The sequence below is a fragment of the Streptomyces sp. NPDC050528 genome, from assembly GCF_044457795.1.
Lineage (GTDB): Bacteria > Actinomycetota > Actinomycetes > Streptomycetales > Streptomycetaceae > Streptomyces.
This window is the reverse complement of the sequence record NZ_JBITHH010000009.1, coordinates 363,589-382,891: the sequence shown is the minus strand read 5'-3', so window position 1 is coordinate 382,891 and position 19,303 is coordinate 363,589. Positions and strand designations below refer to the sequence as shown.

At 72.0% G+C, this 19,303-nt stretch carries 14 protein-coding genes and 1 pseudogene; 7 read left to right on the top strand and 8 right to left on the bottom strand.

Annotated features, from left to right (window positions below; translation table 11 throughout):
* Nucleotides 1–3: 3 nt before the first annotated feature.
* The 5 genes from ACIBK4_RS30880 to ACIBK4_RS30860 form a co-directional block, all read right to left on the bottom strand.
* On the bottom strand, nt 4–1,074 hold the full coding sequence (locus ACIBK4_RS30880; protein ID WP_398999856.1) for an ABC transporter permease: 1,071 nt from the start codon (nt 1,072–1,074) through the stop codon (nt 4–6).
* Nucleotides 1,071–1,982 carry an ABC transporter permease gene (locus tag ACIBK4_RS30875; RefSeq protein ID WP_398999853.1) on the bottom strand — a complete coding sequence of 304 codons (912 nt, stop codon included), beginning with the start codon at nt 1,980–1,982 and terminating at the stop codon, nt 1,071–1,073. Before ACIBK4_RS30875 ends, ACIBK4_RS30880 begins: the two co-directional genes overlap by 4 nt.
* Nucleotides 1,975–3,630 (bottom strand): ABC transporter substrate-binding protein, encoded by a 1,656-nt coding sequence (locus ACIBK4_RS30870; RefSeq protein ID WP_398999851.1) that lies wholly within the window; start codon nt 3,628–3,630, stop codon nt 1,975–1,977. Before ACIBK4_RS30870 ends, ACIBK4_RS30875 begins: the two co-directional genes overlap by 8 nt.
* A gap of 152 nt (nt 3,631–3,782) precedes the next feature.
* Nucleotides 3,783–4,586, bottom strand: a complete 804-nt coding sequence (locus tag ACIBK4_RS30865; RefSeq protein ID WP_398999849.1) for an N-acyl homoserine lactonase family protein — start codon at nt 4,584–4,586, stop codon at nt 3,783–3,785.
* 227 nt (nt 4,587–4,813) lie between these two features.
* Complete coding sequence (locus ACIBK4_RS30860) at nt 4,814–5,365, bottom strand: CGNR zinc finger domain-containing protein (RefSeq protein WP_398999847.1); 552 nt, start codon at nt 5,363–5,365, stop codon at nt 4,814–4,816.
* 100 nt (nt 5,366–5,465) lie between these two features.
* Here ACIBK4_RS30860 and ACIBK4_RS30855 point away from each other — a divergent pair, with 100 nt between their 5' ends.
* From ACIBK4_RS30855 to ACIBK4_RS30830, 6 genes and pseudogenes are all read left to right on the top strand, one after another.
* Nucleotides 5,466–6,698, top strand: coding sequence for an MFS transporter (locus tag ACIBK4_RS30855; protein ID WP_398999845.1), 1,233 nt, complete (start codon nt 5,466–5,468; stop codon nt 6,696–6,698).
* 130 nt (nt 6,699–6,828) lie between these two features.
* The gene (locus tag ACIBK4_RS30850; RefSeq protein ID WP_398999842.1) at nt 6,829–9,219 is read left to right on the top strand and encodes an ATP-binding cassette domain-containing protein; all 2,391 of its coding nucleotides are present in this window, start codon (nt 6,829–6,831) and stop codon (nt 9,217–9,219) included.
* 70 nt (nt 9,220–9,289) lie between these two features.
* Nucleotides 9,290–9,526 (top strand): annotated as a pseudogene (locus ACIBK4_RS30845) (alpha/beta fold hydrolase); the annotation flags it as partial.
* A 98-nt stretch (nt 9,527–9,624) separates the two neighbouring features.
* Complete coding sequence (locus ACIBK4_RS30840; RefSeq protein ID WP_398999840.1) at nt 9,625–13,368, top strand: CHAT domain-containing protein; 3,744 nt, start codon at nt 9,625–9,627, stop codon at nt 13,366–13,368.
* 32 nt (nt 13,369–13,400) lie between these two features.
* A complete protein-coding gene (locus ACIBK4_RS30835) occupies nt 13,401–13,778 on the top strand; it encodes a CATRA system-associated protein (RefSeq protein ID WP_398999838.1) in 378 nt (125 codons plus the stop codon).
* A gap of 10 nt (nt 13,779–13,788) precedes the next feature.
* Nucleotides 13,789–14,505 carry a hypothetical protein gene (locus ACIBK4_RS30830; RefSeq protein ID WP_398999836.1) on the top strand — a complete coding sequence of 239 codons (717 nt, stop codon included), beginning with the start codon at nt 13,789–13,791 and terminating at the stop codon, nt 14,503–14,505.
* Between the two features lie 101 nt (nt 14,506–14,606).
* Here ACIBK4_RS30830 and ACIBK4_RS30825 read toward each other — a convergent pair whose 3' ends face one another.
* A complete protein-coding gene (locus ACIBK4_RS30825) occupies nt 14,607–14,993 on the bottom strand; it encodes a hypothetical protein (protein WP_398999834.1) in 387 nt (128 codons plus the stop codon).
* Between the two features lie 28 nt (nt 14,994–15,021).
* The gene (locus ACIBK4_RS30820; protein ID WP_398999832.1) at nt 15,022–15,741 is read right to left on the bottom strand and encodes a hypothetical protein; all 720 of its coding nucleotides are present in this window, start codon (nt 15,739–15,741) and stop codon (nt 15,022–15,024) included.
* A 240-nt stretch (nt 15,742–15,981) separates the two neighbouring features.
* On the opposite strand from ACIBK4_RS30820, the gene ACIBK4_RS30815 reads away from it, so the two are divergent.
* Entirely contained in the window at nt 15,982–16,935 is a 954-nt protein-coding gene (locus ACIBK4_RS30815; RefSeq protein WP_398999830.1) for a helix-turn-helix domain-containing protein, read from the top strand.
* On the opposite strand, the gene ACIBK4_RS30810 is transcribed toward ACIBK4_RS30815, so the two are convergent.
* Nucleotides 16,896–19,274 carry an ATP-binding protein gene (locus ACIBK4_RS30810; RefSeq protein ID WP_398999828.1) on the bottom strand — a complete coding sequence of 793 codons (2,379 nt, stop codon included), beginning with the start codon at nt 19,272–19,274 and terminating at the stop codon, nt 16,896–16,898. The genes ACIBK4_RS30815 and ACIBK4_RS30810 overlap by 40 nt on opposite strands.
* Nucleotides 19,275–19,303: the final 29 nt, after the last annotated feature.

Below are 19,303 nucleotides of genomic sequence, written 5' to 3'. Positions count from 1 at the left end.
GGGTCATCCTTTCCGTAGCCGCGGATCGAGGACCGTGTACAGCAGGTCCACCGCGTGGTTGACCAGGGTGAAGAGGAGGGCGATGGCGAGGGCGGCGCCCTGCACGACGGGGTAGTCGCGTTGCAGGACGCCCTGCACGAGCAGGCGGCCGACACCGGCGTACGAGAAGACCGTCTCGGTGATCACCGATCCGCCCAGGAGGGAGCCGAATTGGAGCCCGAGGACGGTGACGATGGGCAGCCAGGAGTTGCGGAGCACGTGGTGGTGGATCACCACGCCCTCGCTCAGGCCCTTCATCCGGGCGGTGCGCACGAAGTCGTCGTCGAGGACCTCCAGCACGGAGGCGCGCACGATGCGGGTGATGAACCCGGCCATCGACAGCGCCAACGTGACGGCGGGCAGGATCAGATGCTGGATCCAGGGCCACACCAGCTCGGGACGGTTCTGCAGAATCGCGTCCAGGAGAACGAAGTTGGTGGTCGGGTTGTAGTCCAGGGAGCTGGGCAGTCGGCCGAGGACCGGGAGCCAGCGCAGCCACACGCCGAACACGACGATGCCGAGCACGCCGAGTGCGAACCAGGGCAGCGAGAAGCTCACCGTGGCCACGGCCCGGGTCGAGTTGTCGATCCAACTCCCCTTGCGCAGCGCGGCGATGACACCGGTGACGACACCGAGCAGCACCGCGATCGTCATCGCCGCGAGCGTCAACTCGATGGTGGCGGGGAGGGCGTCGCCGAGGAGACCCAGGACGCTGTTGGAGCCGTAGAACGAGGTGCCGAGGCGTAGGTGCACCAAGTCGTTGAGGAAGCTGCCGTATTGGGCCAGGAGCGGTCGGTCGAGGCCGAGTGCTTTGTTGACGCGTTCCTCGTTCGCCGCCAGGTCGGCCGCGGACTGGGTGGTGCCGCCGGCCGCGAGCGAGGTCGCCGGTGAGCCGGGCAGCAGGCGCATCGCGAGGAACACCAGGCTGGCCAGGGCGAACAGGACGACGGGGATGACCGCGAGCCGTCGTAGGACCAACAGGGCTGTTCCCGCTGCCCACTTGGGGCGGGGGAGTGGGAGCAGGGCGGTCGTCATGCCGGCCCCCGTACGTCGAGGGCGTCGCGCAGGTCGTCGCCGACGAAGTTGCAGGCGACGACGAACAGGAGCGTGAACGTCGCGGGCAGGACGACCAGTCGGGGCGCCGTGTACAGGAACTCCTGGCCCGCCTGGACCATGTAGCCCCAGTCGGGCTGCGGGGGTTGGATGCCGAGGCCGAGGTAGGAGAGACCGGCGGCGAAACCTGCCGCGATCGACAGCGTCATGACGACCTGCGCGAGCATCGGGCCCGCGATGTTCGGGAGGAGTTCGCGGGCGAGGATGCGCGGGGTGCGGGTGCCGCCCAGTTTGGAGGCGACGACGTAGTCACGGGCGGCCTCGCGGGCCGTCAGGGCGCGGGCGAGTCGGGCCAGACCGGGTGCGAGCGACACGCCGATGCCGAAGACCAGACTGACCGTGCCCGGTCCCGCTGCCGCCACCAGCAGGATGACGAGAAGGATGGACGGGAACGCGAGCGCGAGGTCCACGATCCGCATCAGGACCTGCTCCACGACACCGCCCGCGTACCCGGCGACGAGCCCGATCCCGGTGCCGACGACCGCCGCGAGCGCGGTCGACGCGAACGCCACGAGCAGCAACGGGCGGGCGCCGTGCACGAGTCGGGCGAACTCGTCCCGGCCCAGGTCGTCCGTGCCGAACAGATGGCCGGACGAGCCCATGGGCAGCAGCGCCGACGACGTCTGCCGCAGCGGATCCGCCTGCACGAACAGCGGCCCTGCGACGGCCACCAGGACCAGCGCGATCAGGACGAGCCACGACAGCACGGCCGGCCAGGACCGAGCCAACCGGCGGCGACGCCATACGGCGAGGACCATCCGCCCGATGGACGGGGACGAGGAGGGCCCCACGGTCGCCACGGGTGGTGGAACGGTCGTGGTGTCAGACACTGGCTTTCTCCATGTAACAGCGGTGGTTGGCCAGCGCCGCCGTGTTCATGTGCTTCACCTTTGAGCCGCTCACCACAAGGTTCGCGAAGCAGGCCAGCATCGACAGCACCATGTAGTCCTCCGCCCACCGGCGTTGGATCTTCGTGTAGGCGGCGGTGCGCTGCGCACCGAGGGGGAGGTTCTTGGCCGTGTCCAGCTCCGCCTGGAGCGAGGCCGCGTCCTTGAGCGTGTCCATGCCGGTGATCGTCGCGCCGTAGAGACCGGTGGGGCTGGCCATGGCGCCGACCATGTCGTTGGCGTCCGGGACGTAGGTGTTGCGCTCCCAGATCATCAGGTCGTGGTAGTCGTCCTTGCCGTCGAGGAGCCGGGTGAAGTAGGTGGCCGGGTCGACGGAGGCGGTGGTCACCTTGAAGCCGACGTCGGTCAGGTTCTGGGCGACGATCTGCGCGGCCTTCGGGTGCCAGGAGTCGCTGGCCGCCATGAGCCGGATGCGCCGGCCGCCCGCGCCCGCCTCGGCGACGAGCTGCTTCGCCTTGGCGAGGTCCTGCGTACTGAGGTCGGCGAGGCTGGTGTCGTAGCCGCTCTGCGCGGGCGGGATGGCGTAGCCCGCGGGCAGCGCGCCGACGCCGTAGAAGGCCTGGTCGAGGATGGCCTTGCGGTCGACGGCGAGGTTGATGGCCTGGCGGACCTTCAGCTCGGGGACGCGGCGGGCGTCGATCATCAGGATCGCGTTGGCGTTGTACGGCGTCTTGTAGACCGTCACCGAGTCGTCCTTGCGCAGCTGCGCGGCGGCCGAGTACGGGGTGAACTGCGTGGCCGAGATGTCGCCGCTGAGCAGCGAACTGACGATCGTCGACGGGTCCTGCACCTGGCGCAGCACCAGTCGGTCGACCGGCGGTCTGCCGAGGCGGAAGTCGTCGAAGGCCGTGAGGGTGATCGACTGCCCGGAGGTGGCGGCCGAGAAGGCGAAGGGGCCGGTGCCGACGAGGTGTTTGCCGATCTCCGCGCCGTACTTCTTCAGCGCGGCCTTCGAGATGATGCGGCCGCCGATGTCGGAGAGCTGGCCGAGGGTCGTGCGGTCCGGCTTCTTGAGGACCATCTTCACGGTCATGTCGTCCGGGGCGGTCAGCGAGGCGACGTTCGCGCCGAGGTCGGAGAGCGGGCGGGTGGCGCCCTTGGGGAGCGTCTTGTCCTTCTCGTCGAACTGCCGCCCCAGGCTGGCCAGGACGTCCGCCGAGGTGAGCGTGGTGCCGTCGTGGAACTTGATGCCCTCGCGCAGGGTGAACGTGTACGTGAGCTGGTCGTCGGAGATCGTCCAGCTCTTCGCGAGGTCCGGCGTGGGCTCGTTGGTCTCGAAGGAGATGAAGGTCAGGCCGCGACAGATGCAGTCGACGGCCATCCAGTCGCCCAACGAGGTGTAGAACGACGGGTCGTTGACCGCGCTGGTCGCGTCGATGGCCAGGGTCAGCGTGCCGCCCTTGCCGCTCCCCTTGGCATCGTCGGCCGCCGCACCGCAGGCGGTGAGCAGGGCGGGGAGCCCGAAGCCGACTCCCACTCCGAGGAGGCCCGCGCCCCGGAGCATGGTGCGGCGCGACACCGGCGACGGGGCGGAGCCGGGTGAGGACGATCCAGCTGACTGGTCCGGCATGTGGGCCTCCTTGGGCACCGATCCTCGAATAATGGATCTCAAAGTGTCGAGATTGGATCCAAAAACATGTTCACGGGCCACAGAGTCCCTCTCGTGTCCCGGGTGTTAAAGGCGTGTGAACCGGCCCCAGGGGACGGTCCGTTCGCGGATGGCTAGACGCCGGGCATCCGCAGCCGACGCGTCAACTCCGGCCAGACCACGGGATCATGACCGGGGATGAGCTCGTAACCGCGCTCGGCGGCGATGCGCTTGAGGCGGCGGATGGGCTCCACCGTGCTCTCCGGATCGACCCCGATCGAGGCGCCGATCGGGCGCTCGTGCTCGATGTTCTCGGTGAGGTCGGCGGCGTCGAAGGCGAACACGAAGCCGCCGCCGTCCGCGAGGTCGACGACGAAACTCTGGTGCCCGGGGGTGTGCCCGGCTGTCAGTACGGCGGTCACACCCGGGGCCAACTCCGCGTCCCCGTCGGCCTGTTGCCAGTCGATACGTGGGTCGTCGAAGTCGACGCGGAAGATCGAGTTGCGCTCGACCTCCGGTTGCCCGGACAGGCCGTAGGCGAGTTCCTCGCGTTGTACGTGCACCGGTACCCGCCCCGCGAAGTGCTTGAGCCCGCCCGCGTGATCGGCGTGCAGATGGCTGACGGCGACCGCGTGGATCGCGTCCATCGGGATGCCGGCCGCGTCGAGGGCCTCCTCCAGGGGCTCGCCGGGGCCCGGGAGGATCGGCCGGTAGTTGGGGGAGCCGTAGAAGCGGCGGCGCAGGGCCGGGTCGCGGAGCAGTGCCGTGTTGAAGCCGGTGTCGAGCAGCAGCCAGCCGCCGTCGCACTCCAGGAGCACGGCGGGGACGGGTTCACGGAGTCGTTCCTCGTAGGGGGCGCCGTGCACGGAGACGGACTTGGGGAGTTCCTCCCAGCCCAGGAGCAACGGCACGATCCGGCGTACGCCGCGGCGGGTCATGAGGTGTGCGGGTGGAGCGGCGGCTGGCGCATCGGCGTGATCCGTTCCGGGAGTGCATGATGGACGCCTGCGGGAGTGGGGGCTCGCCTGCGCGGGGATCGTCTGTGGGGGCGGGTGATGATGTGCCGTGGGGATCCACACTTTAAGTATGTGGATCCAAAAGGCGGTTGCGGGGAGGTGAACAACTTCTCTCCCCGGTTCCTCTACAGCCCGAGCTGAGTTCCTCTTCAGCTCGTCCTGCCGCGCAGTGTCTCCTTCTTGGCGCGGTTTCCGCAGGTGCCCATGGAGCACCAACGGCGGTTTCCGGGGCGGGAGGTGTCCAGGAACAGGGCGCCGCAGTTCGGGCCCGCGCAGTTGCGGAGGCGGGTGAGCGACGGCGAGGTGACGAGGTCCAGGGCGTCGCGGGCGACGAGGGAGAGGGTGGCCCGGACGGGGGCTTCGGCGTGCCGGGCGAGGTGGCCGGTAGCGTCCAGGCGCGGTACGGGAACGGCGTGCGTGGCGGCCGAGTTGACCCGGTCGCGGGCGTGGGCGTCGGGCGTCCGGCCGGCCCGTGCGGCGGTGATCAGGGCGTGGACGGCCTCCCGCAACTCCCGCGCGTTCGCGGCATCGGGACGCCCTGTGACGTCGGTGCAGGGACCGCACTGCCGCACCCACGCCAACAGGGCCTCGGCGTCGGGGAGTTCCTCCACCGCGTCGGGCGTGCCGCGATGGCGCAGGGTGCGGATGAAGTCCAGGGACAGGCGCCCGGCGCCCTGGCGGAAGCGGGGAGTTGCTGACACGGGCTCACCCTACCTCCGTAGAACCGGTTTAAGTGGTGCCACGGGACGGGCTTGCCTGCTACCGTCGCCCGAACCAGTCAAACCGGTTCTCGCGTGAGGTGTGTCCGTGCCCCGCTGGGTGATCCTCGTCCTGTCCCTCGCCTGCGGTGTGGGCGTCTCGACCATCTACTTCCCGCAGTCGATCAGTTCGCTCGTCGCCGCCGACCTGGGCGTCTCCGCGGGCTCGGCCGCCCTCGTCGTGACGGCGGCCCAATTCGGTTACGCGGCCGGCATCTTCCTGCTCGTCCCCCTCGGCGACCGGCTGCCGCACCGGCCCCTGATCGTCACCCTGCTCACGCTCACCGCCGCCGGACTGCTCGCCGCGAGTGCCGCGCCCTCGCTCCCGGTGCTCGTCGTCGCGAGCGCGGTCACCGGCGTGACGACCGTCGTGCCGCAGATCATCATCCCGATGGCCGCCGGACTCGTACCCGCCGAGCGCCGCGGAGCCGTCACCGGCACCCTCCTCAGCGGGCTGATCGGCGGCATCCTCCTGGCCCGCACCTTCAGCGGCACCCTCGGCGAACGGCTCGGCTGGCGGGCGCCCTACATCGTGGCCGCCGTGATCGTCCTGGCCCTGGCCGCGATCCTCTCCCGGGTCGTCCCGGACACCGAGCCGTCCACGCGGCTCGGTTACCCGTCCCTGATCGCCGCGCCCCTGAGCCTGCTGCGCGCCGAACCCGACCTCCGCCGCTCCTGCCTCTACCAGGCCGCCGTCTTCGCCGGCTTCAGTGCCGCCTGGACCACGCTCACCCTGCTCGTCACCGGACCTACGTACGGCATGGGTGCCCAGGCGGTGGGCGTCCTCGGGCTGGTCGGCGCGGCCAGCATGTTCAGCACCCCGCTCGCCGGCCGGCTCGCCGACCGCAGGGGGCCCGACACGGTCAGCCTCCTCGCCATGCTCGGCACGATCGCGTCGGCGGCGGTGCTCGTCCCGGCCTACGGCGGCGGCACCACCGGCCTGCTGGCCCTGGCCGCGGGCATGCTGCTGCTCGACGTGGCCGTCCAGTCCGGCCAGGTCGCCAACCAGGCCCGCATCTTCGCGCTACGGCCCGAGGCCCGGGCGCGTGTCAACACCGCGTACATGACCTGCGCGTTCCTCGGCGGCAGCGCGGGTTCCTGGCTGGGCGTGCGCACGTACGACCGGTTCGGCTGGCGGGGTGTGACGGGTCTGGTCGCCGGCCTGGCCGTCGTCGCGCTGGCCCGGCACCTGCACCACGTACACCGTGCACAGCGCGGTGAGAGGCGACCGGACCGGTCAGGATTCGAGAAGCGCGAGTCCGCGCGCCGCCCGTAGCGTGACCGCCATGGACGTCACCGCGCATCGATGCCGGAAGCGGACGTACCGCTCGAAGCTTGGTTAGATCGAGCCGGGCGACGACCGCCGAGCGACTGTCGGCGGCCCGGCACAACGGAGGGAAGGCACGATGAGCAAGGCCACGAGGACGGATACGCAGCCGGCCGGGCTGCACGCTGCCGACAGCCACGACCTGATCCGCGTGCACGGGGCGCGCGAGAACAATCTCAAGGACGTCAGCATCGAGATCCCGAAGCGCCGGCTGACGGTGTTCACCGGTGTCTCCGGCTCGGGCAAGAGCTCGCTCGTGTTCGACACGATCGCCGCCGAGTCGCAGCGGCTGATCAACGAGACGTACAGCGCCTTCGTGCAGGGCTTCATGCCGACCCTCGCCCGGCCCGAGGTCGACGTCCTCGACGGGCTGACCACCGCGATCATCGTCGACCAGCAGCGGCTCGGCGCCGACCCGCGCTCCACGGTCGGCACCGCCACCGACGCCAACGCCATGCTGCGCATCCTCTTCAGCCGGCTCGGCAAGCCGTACCTCGGTTCGCCCAAGGCGTTCTCCTTCAACGTCGCCTCGATCAGCGGCGCGGGCGCGGTCACCATGGAACGCGGCGGACAGAAGGTCAAGGAGCGCCGCAGCTTCAGCATCACCGGCGGTATGTGCCCGCGCTGCGAGGGCCGCGGCTCGGTCACCGACCTCGACCTCACCCAGCTCTACGACGACTCCAAGTCCCTTGCGGAGGGCGCGATCACGGTGCCCGGCTACACGGGCGGCGGCTGGAACTCGCGGCTCTACAGCGAGTCGGGTTTCTTCGACCCGGAGAAGCCGATCCGGAAGTTCACGAAGAAGGAACTGCAGGACTTCCTCCACCGCGAGCCGACCCGCATGAAGATCGCGGGCATCAACATGACCTACGAAGGTCTGATCCCGCGCATCCAGAAGTCGATGCTCGCCAAGGACCGGGAGGGCATGCAGCCGCACATCCGCGAGTTCGTGGACCGGGCCGTCACCTTCACCACCTGCCCCGACTGCGACGGCACCCGGCTCAACGAGGGCGCCCGGTCGTCGAAGATCAAGGGCATCAGCATCGCCGACGCCTGCGCGATGCAGATCAGCGATCTGGCGGATTGGGTGCGCGGTCTCGACGAGCCGTCGGTGGCGCCACTGCTCGCCGCGCTGCAACAGGCCCTCGACTCGTTCGTCGAGATCGGCCTCGGCTATCTCTCGCTCAACCGTCCGGCCGGCACGCTGTCGGGTGGTGAGGCGCAGCGCGTGAAGATGATCCGCCACCTCGGTTCCTCGCTCACCGACGTCACGTACGTCTTCGACGAGCCCACCATCGGGCTGCACCCGCACGACATCCAGCGCATGAACGACCTGCTGCTGCGCCTGCGCGACAAGGGCAACACCGTGCTCGTCGTCGAGCACAAGCCGGAGACCATCGCGATCGCCGACCACATCGTCGACCTCGGCCCCGGCGCCGGTACGGCGGGCGGCACCGTCTGCTTCGAAGGCACCGTCGAGGGACTGCGCACCGGCGGCACCATCACCGGCCGGCACTTCGACGACCGGGCCTCGCTCAAGGAGTCGACGCGGAAGCCGACCGGCACGCTGGAGATCCGGGGCGCCGCGGCGAACAACCTCCAGGATGTCGACGTGGACATCCCGCTCGGCGTCCTCGCCGTCATCACCGGTGTCGCGGGCTCCGGCAAGAGCTCGCTGGTGCACGGGTCGATCCCGGCCGGCGAGAACGTGGTCTCCGTCGACCAGGGCGCCATCCGCGGCTCGCGTCGCAGCAACCCGGCGACGTACACCGGACTCCTCGAACCGATCCGCAAGGCCTTCGCCAAGGCCAACGGCGTGAAGCCGGCCCTGTTCAGCGCCAACTCCGAGGGTGCGTGCCCCACGTGCAACGGCGCCGGGGTCATCTACACCGACCTGGCGATGATGGCCGGGGTGGCCACGACCTGCGAGGACTGCGAGGGGAAACGGTTCGACGCGTCCGTCCTCGAATACCACTTCGGCGGCCGGGACATCAGCGAGGTGCTCGCGATGTCGGTGACCGAGGCCGAGGAGTTCTTCGGCGCGGGCGAGGCGGCGACACCGGCCGCGCACCGGATCCTGACCCGGCTCGCCGACGTAGGCCTCGGCTACCTCAGCCTCGGCCAGCCGCTCACCACCCTCTCCGGCGGCGAACGCCAACGCCTCAAGCTGGCCACCCACATGTCCGAGAAGGGCGGCGTCTACGTCCTCGACGAGCCCACCGCCGGCCTCCACCTCGCCGACGTCGAGCAACTCCTCGGCCTGCTCGACCGGTTGGTCGACTCCGGCAAGTCGGTCATCGTCGTGGAACACCACCAGGCGGTCATGGCCCACGCCGACTGGATCATCGACCTCGGCCCCGGCGCCGGCCACGACGGCGGCAAGATCGTCTTCGAAGGCACACCGGCCGACCTGGTCGAGGCCCGGTCGACGCTCACGGGGGAGCACTTGGCGGCGTACGTCGGCGCCTGAGGACCACGGCCTCGACGCAGGGTGGCGACCGCCGGGGTGGTGGGGGCCGACTGAGCGGAGTTTCGCGGAAGACCCGCGCCACGACGGCATCGAGGCCGAACTCGCCGCGGGCCCGGCCATCGGCGTGCCCACGATCACCCTCGACGGCGAGCTGGACCCCTTCACTCCGGCGGGCGACGGGAGTGCGTACCGCGCCAAGTTCACCGGGCCGTACGACCACCGTGCCCTCCACGGCATCGGGCACAACGTGCCGCAGGAGGCGCCGGAGGCGATCGCGCGGGCCGTCCTCGACGCCGATCGACTCTGATCCCGTCGTCGTGAACGACCCGGGGCACACCCGGGGGTCGTTTGTCGGAGATTTCCGGATGACGACCAAAGTGGGCCGCGGCCGGGAAGACTGGCGGTGTGTCAGAGATACGAACAGCCGTGGACCGTCTGCTGGAGCGTTGTGGGGCGGGGTGGACACCGGACGTCGAGCGTCATGCGGCCGGCGCCGGTGACGATCCGGACAGCTGGCTGCCGGCGGCGGTCCGGCTCATGCGGGCTTCCTGGGTCGAGGGCGGCCGGGACTGCGCGGTGGCCGCGGTGGCCGTGCTGGAGTACGCGCTCGACGTGGGGGAGCGGCGGGATCCGCGGCGGCCCCGCTGGGTGCTGCACCTGTGGCTGGCCGAGCGCACGCTGTCGCAGCGGTTCGAGGACTTCCGGCTGTCGAACGAGGTCCACCACCATCTCGCCGCCCAGACCCAGGGGCGGCCCGCGGACGATCCGGTCACCGTCGCGGCCACCTACCCGGAGGAGCCCCCGCCCAGCCACTTCGAGCCGCCCCGGCCCTCGCAACCGCACGCCGTACGGCTGGCCGAAGGGCTTCCGGCGGACGACCTGGTCCGGCCCTGTCTGCTGGCCCGGCTCGCGCAGTCCGCGTTCTTCCGCCTCGAGTCCGGCGACACGGCGGCCCTGAAGGACGCCGTACGGTGGGCCGAGGCAGCGTCCGACGGCATCACCGTCGACCATCTGGAGGCCGGCCTCGTCAGCGCCACCCTCGTCCACGCGTCCCTGTCACGGCTCCGCGACAAGCCGAGCGACACCCGGCCCGTCGAAGTGGCGCTGCGCGCCGGCCGGTCGGCGCTGCGAGCCGTCGAACACGCCCGGCGCCACGGCACCGCCTCCGTCGACGCCGAGGCCGCCTCGGCCCATCTCATGCTCTCCCTCGCCCTCAGCATGTCCGTGCCGTTCCACCCCGAGGAAGAGGTGATCGACGAGGCCATCGCCCAGCTGGAGGCGTTCCGGGCCTCCGGGCCGCCCGACGACAACGGGATCTACGCGGGGAACATGCCGGCGTTGCTGAGCGCGCGGGCCTTCCTCACCAAGTCGCCCGACGACCTCCGGCGCGCCGACGAACTCTGGGCCGCGCTCCAGCGGGACCTGCCACCGGACCACCCGCTGCTGCCGCACATCGCCGACAAGCGCACCGCGTGCGCCGAGTTGGGGAAGATGCTCAAGTGGCTGCCGGTCAACGGCGCCCAACTGCTCAAGTTCATGGGCCCGATGCTGGGCCGGCTGCTGACCGGGGTGCAGCTGCCGCCCATGCGGATGTCCGCCCCGCCGGGCCGTCCCGGAGTGCGCTCGCCCGGTCCGGGCCCGGCGGACTTCGCGCAGTTCACCGGCGGCCCCCGGCCTGCCTCGGCGGACACCGGACCCGGTCGCCCGCGCGCCACCGACCTCGTCTGGCCCCCCGGGCCGCCCGCCGACGCCGGGCCCGCGGAACCGGCCGCCGAGACGGACCTCGACGGGCTGCCCCCGGACGTCGCGGCCGTGCGGGCCGCCCTGCTGGGCACCGGTGTCAGCGATCCGCGCCGACTGGCCCTGGCCGTCGACCAGTTGACGACCGTACTGGAAGGCCGGCTGCCCGACGGGCGGCGGGGCTTCTACGCCTCCACCCTCGTCCAGTTCCTGGCCGCCCAGTTCACCTTCAGCGAGCGCCACGAGGACCTGGAGCGGGTGGTCCGGTGCGGCGACGAGCAGCTGGCCAAGCTGTCGCCGACGAGTCCGCGGTACATCGAGCTGCTGTCCTCGGTGGAGATGCACCGGCACGCCTACGGCATGGTCTGCCAGGACGAGGCGACCGTCGCCCGCGCGACCGAAGCGCTGGGCTGGGCGGTCGCCCGGCTGCCCGAGATGTCGGTGACCTGGCTCGGCTGCGCCATCCTCTACGCCGACGCGCTGTCCGGCGTCTCCTGGATGCGCCGGGACGTGGCCGGCGCCCAGGAAGCGGTACGCCTCGTCGAACTGGCCGCGCGGGCCCTCGAAGAACTCCCGGGCCGCCCCGAGTACTCACCCGAACTGGCCGCCCTGACCCAGCAGCTCCGCCCGGCCCTGGCCACCGTCACCGAACTGGTCCGCACCGCCTTCGACGACGTCACCGGGTACCGCTACGGCGATCCCGAGCCCAGCTCCTGGGACCCGGCCACCGAAGGGGCGCTGCCGCCCCGGGCCCGCTTCGAGAACGCGCGGACCGCGCTCGGGGCGGCGGTGAACAGCCGTAACTGGGCCCGGGCGACGGACGCAGCCGAGGCCGCGCTGGAAGCTCTGCCGATGGTGGTGTCCCAGGCCCTGTCCCGCGACGACCGCCAGGCCGTCCTGCGCGCCGCGCTGCTCGGCCGCCGCTATCAGGGCCCGGGCGGTGCCGACCGCGACGCCGAGCTCCCGGACCGGCTCGCCGGGACGAGCCTGGCCCGCACCGCGTGCGCGGTGGCACTCGCCGCCGGCCGCACCGAACAGGCGGCGGCGCTGCTGGAACAGGGACGGGCGGTGCTGATGGGCCAGGACCTCCAGGCCCGCAGCGACGACGCCGACCTCGCCGCGGCCCATCCCCGGGTGGCCCGCGAGTTCACCGCCCTCGCCCGCCGACTGCGGGAGACGGAGGGAGGGAGCGCGGCGGAGGCCTCCGGTGACGCCGGGCGGATCCGCGAACAGCACGCGGTGGCCGAGCAGTGGCAGTGGCTGCTGACCCGGATCCGGGGGCTCGACGGGTTCGAGGACTTCCTGCTGCCGCCGAGCGCCGAGCGGATGCAGCGCGAGGCACAGGAGGGGCCGATCGTCCTCATCAACATCGACCGGCTGCGCTCCGACGCCCTCGTCGTCACCACCAAGGGCATCGAGCTGGTCCCCCTCGACGTCACCGAGGGGCGCCTCGCCCACACCGCCCGGCAGTTCCTCGCGGCGGTCTCCGTCGGCGTCGGCGCGACGCGCACCCAGCGCAAGGAAGCCGCCGAGACCGTGTTCGACACCCTCGAATGGCTCTGGGACAGCATCGCCGAACCCGTGCTGGACGCGGCCGGCCTCACCCGGCCGATCCCCGAGGGCGCCCCGCACGGCGCCGTACCCAGGCTGTGGTGGTCGGCGTCCGGACCGCTGGCCCATCTGCCGCTGCACGCGGCCGGTCACCACCGGGCGGCCGAACTCGGCGCCGGGCGCTCGGTGTTGGACCGCGCCGCCTCCTCGTACACACCGAGCATCAGGGCGCTGCGGCACGCCCGGCAGGCTCCGGTGACGCGCGGGGGCCGGGGCCCCTTCCTGGCGGTACGGCAGCCCACCGGCGCCGACGGCAGGGGCGGCGCCTCCGTGGCGGAGGTGCAGGCGATCGCCCAGACCCTGGTCGGACTGCGGATCGTGCAGGGCGCCGACGCGACGGTCGCACGGGTGCTCACCGAGCTGTCCTCGGCGGCCACGGTGCACTTCGCGTGCCACGGCCTCAGCGTCGCCGAGGACCCGTCCAAGAGCCTGCTGGAACTGGCCGACGGACAGCTCACGGTGCGGGACGTGGCCCGCGGACATCTGCCGCACGCCCAGCTCGCCGTACTGCTGGCCTGCCACACCACCCGCACCGACCGCCTCCCCGACGAGGCCGTGCACCTGACGTCCGCGTTCCAGACGGCCGGGTACCCGCAGGTGGTCGGCGCCCTGTGGGAGGCCACCGACCTCGTGTCGGTACGGCTCACGGACCGCCTGTACCGCGACCTGCGGACCTACGGCGACGGTCTCGACGTCACCCACACCGCGCGGGTCGTGCACGGCATCGTACGGAGCCTGCGGGAACGGCATCCCGGCTCGCCGCGCGTATGGGCGCCGTATGTCCACACCGGGCGTTGACCAGTGACGACGAACAAGGGAAAGGAACAGGCGTGAGCACATCGGAGGGGGCGGCGGTGATCGACCGGAGGACGGCCGACGCGGCGCGGCTGGCGCTGGAACTGATGCTGACGGAGTGGCAACTTCCGCCCGAGAGGTGGGCGGAGGTCGCCGAGCTGCTGGACGAGCTGGCGGAGGCTGTCGCCAAGGGAGAGACGGCCAGGGTCAACGCGCTGACCGGCGAGCTCGACGAGTGGTCGGGCCACAGGGTCACCCGGATCCAGGGCCCCGGGGACGAGACACCGCCGGACGACGACAAGCGGGTGCCGCTGCCCCCGGACAAGGTGGAGCAGGTCGTCGCCCTCGTGCACGCGCTCGACGTGGACTCCCCGCCCGGCGGACCGGGCTCCGCGTCCGGCCGGCGGACCTGACGGCCGGCCGATGCTGTCGGTACTCGCCAATGTCGCGATCGGGCTGCTGACCAGCCTCGTCGGTCTCGGCCTCGGCACACTGTGGGAGCGGGGACGGCGGAGGCGGGCGCAGTACCGCAGGGCCGCCTTCTTCGGCACCCGGCCGGGCGAGCACTGTGTGATCGTCGTCGGCACCAAGCACGGACAGCCCGGCACGACCCAGCAGCGGGATCTGCGGGCGGTCGTCGAACTGACCGTGCTGCTCAGCGAGTTGGGCTGCCGGGTGGGTGTGGAGTCCGGCGATCTGCGCGGTACGAACGGCGACCGTACCGAGTTCTGCGTCGGCGGGCCGATCGGCGGGTCCAATCCGCGCACCGGCGGGCATCTGACGGCCCATCTGCCCGGGGTGACGATCACTCCGTACAGCGACCGCCACGACTCGGTGGCGATCGCGGTCGGCGGGGAGCGCTACTACTTCGACCGCGGGCACCAGGAGTACGCGGTGGTCGCCAAGTTCACGCCGCCCGAGTCGAGCCGCCCGGTGGTGCTGGTGTGCGGGCAGAGCTCGGTGGCGAACCAGGCGGCCGTCCATTTCCTGCGGCGGGAGTACGCGCAGGTGGTGCGGTCGGTGGCGTCGGTCGACCGGTACTGCCTGCTGGTGAAGGTCTCCGACATCGGCGTCTACTCCTTCCACCGGTCCGTGCTCGAACGGGACGTGTCCGCCGAGGCGTTCGCGGCCGTCGGCTGAACACCCGTACGGGACAGGGGCGTTCACGGCGACGAGCACCCGGTCCCCTGCGCCGGGTGCTCGTCGGACCCTGGGAACCCGGGGCCGCTCGGTGCGGCCGCTCAGATCCCCGTGTACTTCATGGACGGATCGAGTTCCGTCAGCGTGTCGACGAACCGGCGAATCTTCCGGTTAGCCTTGATGCCGAGGGCGCCGAGGTTGCGGCCGACGCCCAGCACGATCTCGCGGTGCGCGCCCCGGTCCCACATGTACAGGTGCACCGCGGACTTCTGGATCTCCGCTCCCCGGCCGCCGAGCAGCGCCATCACCGTGAAGTCGGGCCGGTCCGTGGCCAGGGTGTCGAAGACCGAGCCCCTGGGCTCCTCGAAGGTGGTGCCGGCGCCGGTGATGTGCTCGCTCCACCAGCTCACCCGCATCGCGTGCCGGAAGACGTCGGACGCCTCCGCCATCGACAGCCGGGTCGTTATCTCCACCGGTGTCTTGGCCATGTGGTTCTCTCCTCGGGGGTCGGTCGGCTCAGAGCCGGGACGGGGGCAGCGGGATGAACGGCCGCAGTTCGTCGGCGACCCAGTGCACCGGTGTCTGGAACACCTCGCCGATGTGCGTGTAGAGGTCGTGCAGGGTGTCCGCCGACGCCGACTCGAAGCGCGCCCGGGTGGGGTCGGTGTCGCTGGTCGGCGCGTCCACGACGGTCACGAACCGGCCCTCGCGCGCGGCGGTGACGTAGACGATGTTGGAGTCCGGGGCCTCGGTGATCCGGGCGAGCTGGCGCAGTTCCCCCGGCACGAGCGGGGGGATGCGGGCCTCCTCGGGTGTCGGCCGGGGCCGGCCCACGAGCCAGGGCTCGGAGCGGTTCTCCTGCCAGAACCGCCAGTCGGCGGCGGACAGCCGGTTGCTCGGCACCCCGTTCTCCCGGAAGAACTCCAACGCCGCCATCCGTACGGTGTCGTAGGCCGGGCTGGTGAAGTCGGAGCCGACCAGGTTCCACACCGTGCGCGCGGCGCCGAACAGCGCGAAGCCGCCGGCCGGCAGGACGGCGTCGGCCAGCGCGCGGGCGAAGCCCTGCGGGTCGGACTGCGCGAACGGCAGGTAGGGCGCCTGGAGTTCGCCCCATACGTCCGAGGCGTCGATGTCGGTGCCGACGGGGTCGAACTCGAAGCGGCCGAACCGCTCCATGCGCGACACCACGTCGCCGGGCAGCCGGGTGGCGCGGGGTGTCCTGGGGAACAGAGCCATGGTCCTCTCCTGGACAAGAGCCGGAACCGGCCGATGCGGACGCACCGGAGCCGGGCGGAACCTGTGTAACAAGCGCGGGAGTTCGCACTCAACAGTTCTCCGGCGAACCGGACGATCTCCGGAAAACCCGGACGGCCGACGGACGGGCCCACAAGTCCGGGACGACGCGTTCGGCGCTGTGCGACACTCGGCCGCGAGACACCGGCGGCAACGTCGTGGCGTGGCAAGGGGGTTGCGCAGATGGGGCGTCCGCAGAAGGAGATCGTCCTGGACGGATCACCGGCCCGGCTCTTCGCGTACTGGCTGCGGGACCTGCGCGGATCGGCCGGACTCACCCTGGACCAACTGGCCCGCCGCACCGGCTACGGCAGGACGACCGTCAGCGACGCCATGCGGGGCGAGAGCCATCCCAGCCGTCCGGTCACCCTGGCGATCGTCGGCGCCTGCGGCGGTGATGTGCGGCGCTGGGGCGAGTACTGGGCGCAGGTGCGCCGCGCCCAGGACCCCGACTCCCCGGACGGTCCGGACGGAGTCGTCCCGCCGCCCTGGGACCGCCCGTCGGACCGCGCGCCCGGTGCGCACGCCGAGCGCTGCCCACCGGACTGCGTGCGCGCCGAGCCGCACGGCTGGTACACCGAGTCCGTGTCGACCCTGCTCAGGCTGGACACCCCGACCCCGGAGGCGCTGGAGCGCCGGATCGTGGTCGCGACCTGCGACGGCCTGACCCGGATACCGGTCGGCGTCAGCGTGCCCCGGCGCGCCGGCGACACGACGCCCGGGCACGAACTGGAGATGTCCGTCGTGCAGGGCGGACGCCTGGAGGACGGCGGACCCCAGTACGAGAGCTACTTCGAACGGTTCCTGGTGCTCCCCGCACCGCTCAAGGCCGGGACCCGGCACGTGTACGAACTGCGGCTGCGCATCCCGCCGGACCAGCCGATGGCACCGCACTTCGTCCATGTGCCACTGACCCGCAGTGAGCACTTCCGGCTGCGGGTCTGCTTCGACCCTGCACGGCCGCCGCGCACGGTGTGGCGACTGGCCGGCGTGCCCACCGCCGTGATCTACCAGCAGAACCCGGGCACACCGACGCTGCGCCCCGACGAACAGGCGCGTGTGGACGTCGAGTTCGGGGCGATGAAGGTGGGTTACGGCTACGGGCTGAGCTGGCTGGAGGCGGGCACCGGAGGATAGTCCTGCGCTGTGCGGAGTTTGGCGCGGACCGGTTCGGCGTCGGGGTGGTGCAGATCCTCGAAGAGCGCGAGGGACTCCTCCCACAGGGCGCGCGCGTCCTCGCCCCGGCCGAGTGCCGCGTGGGCGTCCCCGAGGTGCTCCAGCGCGTGGGCCTCGCGGAAACGGTCGCCCAGGGCCCGGTCGAGGTCCAGGGAGACCTCGTAGTGGCCGATCGCGGCGGCTGGCCTGCCGAGCCCCTGTTCGGCGCGGCCCATGCCGATGAGGATGCCCGCCTGTCCGTCGAGATGGCCGAGTTGGACGTACAGATCGAGGGCGCGGCGCGCGTGGTCGAGCGCGACGGTGTGTTCGCCGAGGCGTTCCCACTGCTGGGCCACGGAGGTGAGGCCGTCGGCGCGGGCGACGGGGTCCCCGGTGCGCTCCGCCATCGCGAGGGCGAGCCGGGCGTGGGGCATCGCCCTGCGGGGGTCGCCGCAGGAGGCGTACACCCGGACCAGCGAGAGCCGCACCTCGCGTACGCCCTCCGCGTCGCCCAGGGAACGGCAGGCGCGCAGGGTCTCGTACAGCAGGTCCAGCGCGTCCTTGGGGCGGCCCAGGCGGGAGAGGGCGTCGGCGAGCCGGCGGGTGGCGGTGGCGTGGGCGGCGCGGTCCCCGGCCCGGCTCGCCGCGTCGCGGGCCAGCGCGTGCACGGCGGCCCGTTGCGTACGGCGGCCGGAGCGGCGCAGATGGAGGGCGCAGGCGTCGGCCAGCCGCCAGGCGTACGGCTCCAGGCCCGGGGTGGCGGCGGCCTGGGCGATGAGGGCCTGCAGCGAGGACAGTTCCGACTCGAACCAGTCGGTCGCCGCCCCGTGGTCGGTGATCGGTGGCTGCGCGCCGGTGAGCGTCGGTGCTCCGTCCGATGTCGGACGCCAGGGTTCGAGGTGGTGGTCGGCCAGGCGCGCGGTGTCCAGGTAGTGCCGCAGCAGCCGTTCGGTGCCGTCCCGACGCTCTTGCGGTGAACCGCCGTCGAGGAGTTCCACGGCGTACAGCCGCAGCAGGTCGTGCAGGGTGTAGCGGCCGGGGGTGTGCTGGCGGACGAGGTGGGCCGCGGTGAGGGTGTCGAGAAGCGCGAGGGGCGGTTCCGTGTCGCCGATGAGGCCCGCGCAGGCCGTGGCGTCGATCTCGGGTCCGGGGTGGCAGCCGAGGAGCCGGAAGAGCCGGGCGGCCGGCGCCGGGAGCAGCGTGTACGAACCGTGGAACACGGACCGCAGATCGACATCCGCGTCCTGCACCCCGAACAGGTCCAACGGCGCCCGGGCGCGCCGCAGTTCGCGGACCAGGGCACCGATGGAACCGGCCGGGGCGGCGGCCGTGCGGGCGGCGGCGACACTCAGCGCGAGCGGCAACCGGGCGCACAGATCGACCAGTTCGTCGGTCTCGCGCGGCTCCAGGGCGAGCCGCTCGGCGCCCATCTGCCGTTCCAGCAGGGTGCGGGCGGCGTAGCGGGGCAGCACGTCGAGGGCGATGCGCAGGGCGCCCTCGCGGATGACCAGACCGTCGAGCCGGTTGCGGCTGGTGACGACGGCCACGGAACCGGCGTCCGTGGGCAGCAGCGGCCGTACCTGGTCGGTGGAGCGGGCGTTGTCCAGGACCAGCAGCACCCGGCGGCCGACCAGCAGCGTGCGCAGCAGCCCGGAGGCCACGGCGGTGTCGGTCGGTACGGCCCCGGGGGTCACGCCGAGCGCCTGGAGGAAGCCGTGCAGGGCCTCGCCGGGATCCATGACCGCCTCGTCGCCGAAGCCCCGCAGATTCACGTACAGCTGGCCGTCCGGGAAGTGACCCTGCGTCCGGTGCGCCCAGTGCAGGGCGAGCGCGGTCTTGCCCACGCCCGCGGTGCCCTCGACCACGGCGACCCCGGCGCGGCCTCCGGACGGGTTCCGTACGGCGTCGAGTCGGCCGAGCTCGGCGTCCCGGGCCACGAACACCGGGTGGCTGAGGGGGAGTTGGCGGGGAACGGCGAGCGTGCCGGAGGACCGGCGGGCGGCGGTGGGGCGCAGTCGCCGGGCGGCGTCGACCTCGTCCCGCAGGGTGGCGAGCCGGCCGGCCTCGGGTCCGACGACGCCCAGTGCGGCCAGCAGTGCGTCGAAGACTCCGGTGGCGGGCAGGGTGGTGCCGTTGAGATACGCGTACAGGCTGCTGGGGGAGACGCTGAGGCGGCGGGCGAGTTCACGGCGGTCCAGCGTTCCGCCGAGGGCCTTCTCCGCCCGGACGACGGCCCGGGTCAGCTCGACCGCCAGACGCTGCGCCAGTGCGTCGGCGTTCTCGCCGGGTTTCCGGCCGGGCGGCCGGGGGATGTCGTTCACCACCGTTCCTCCGCTGGGGCGTTCACGGA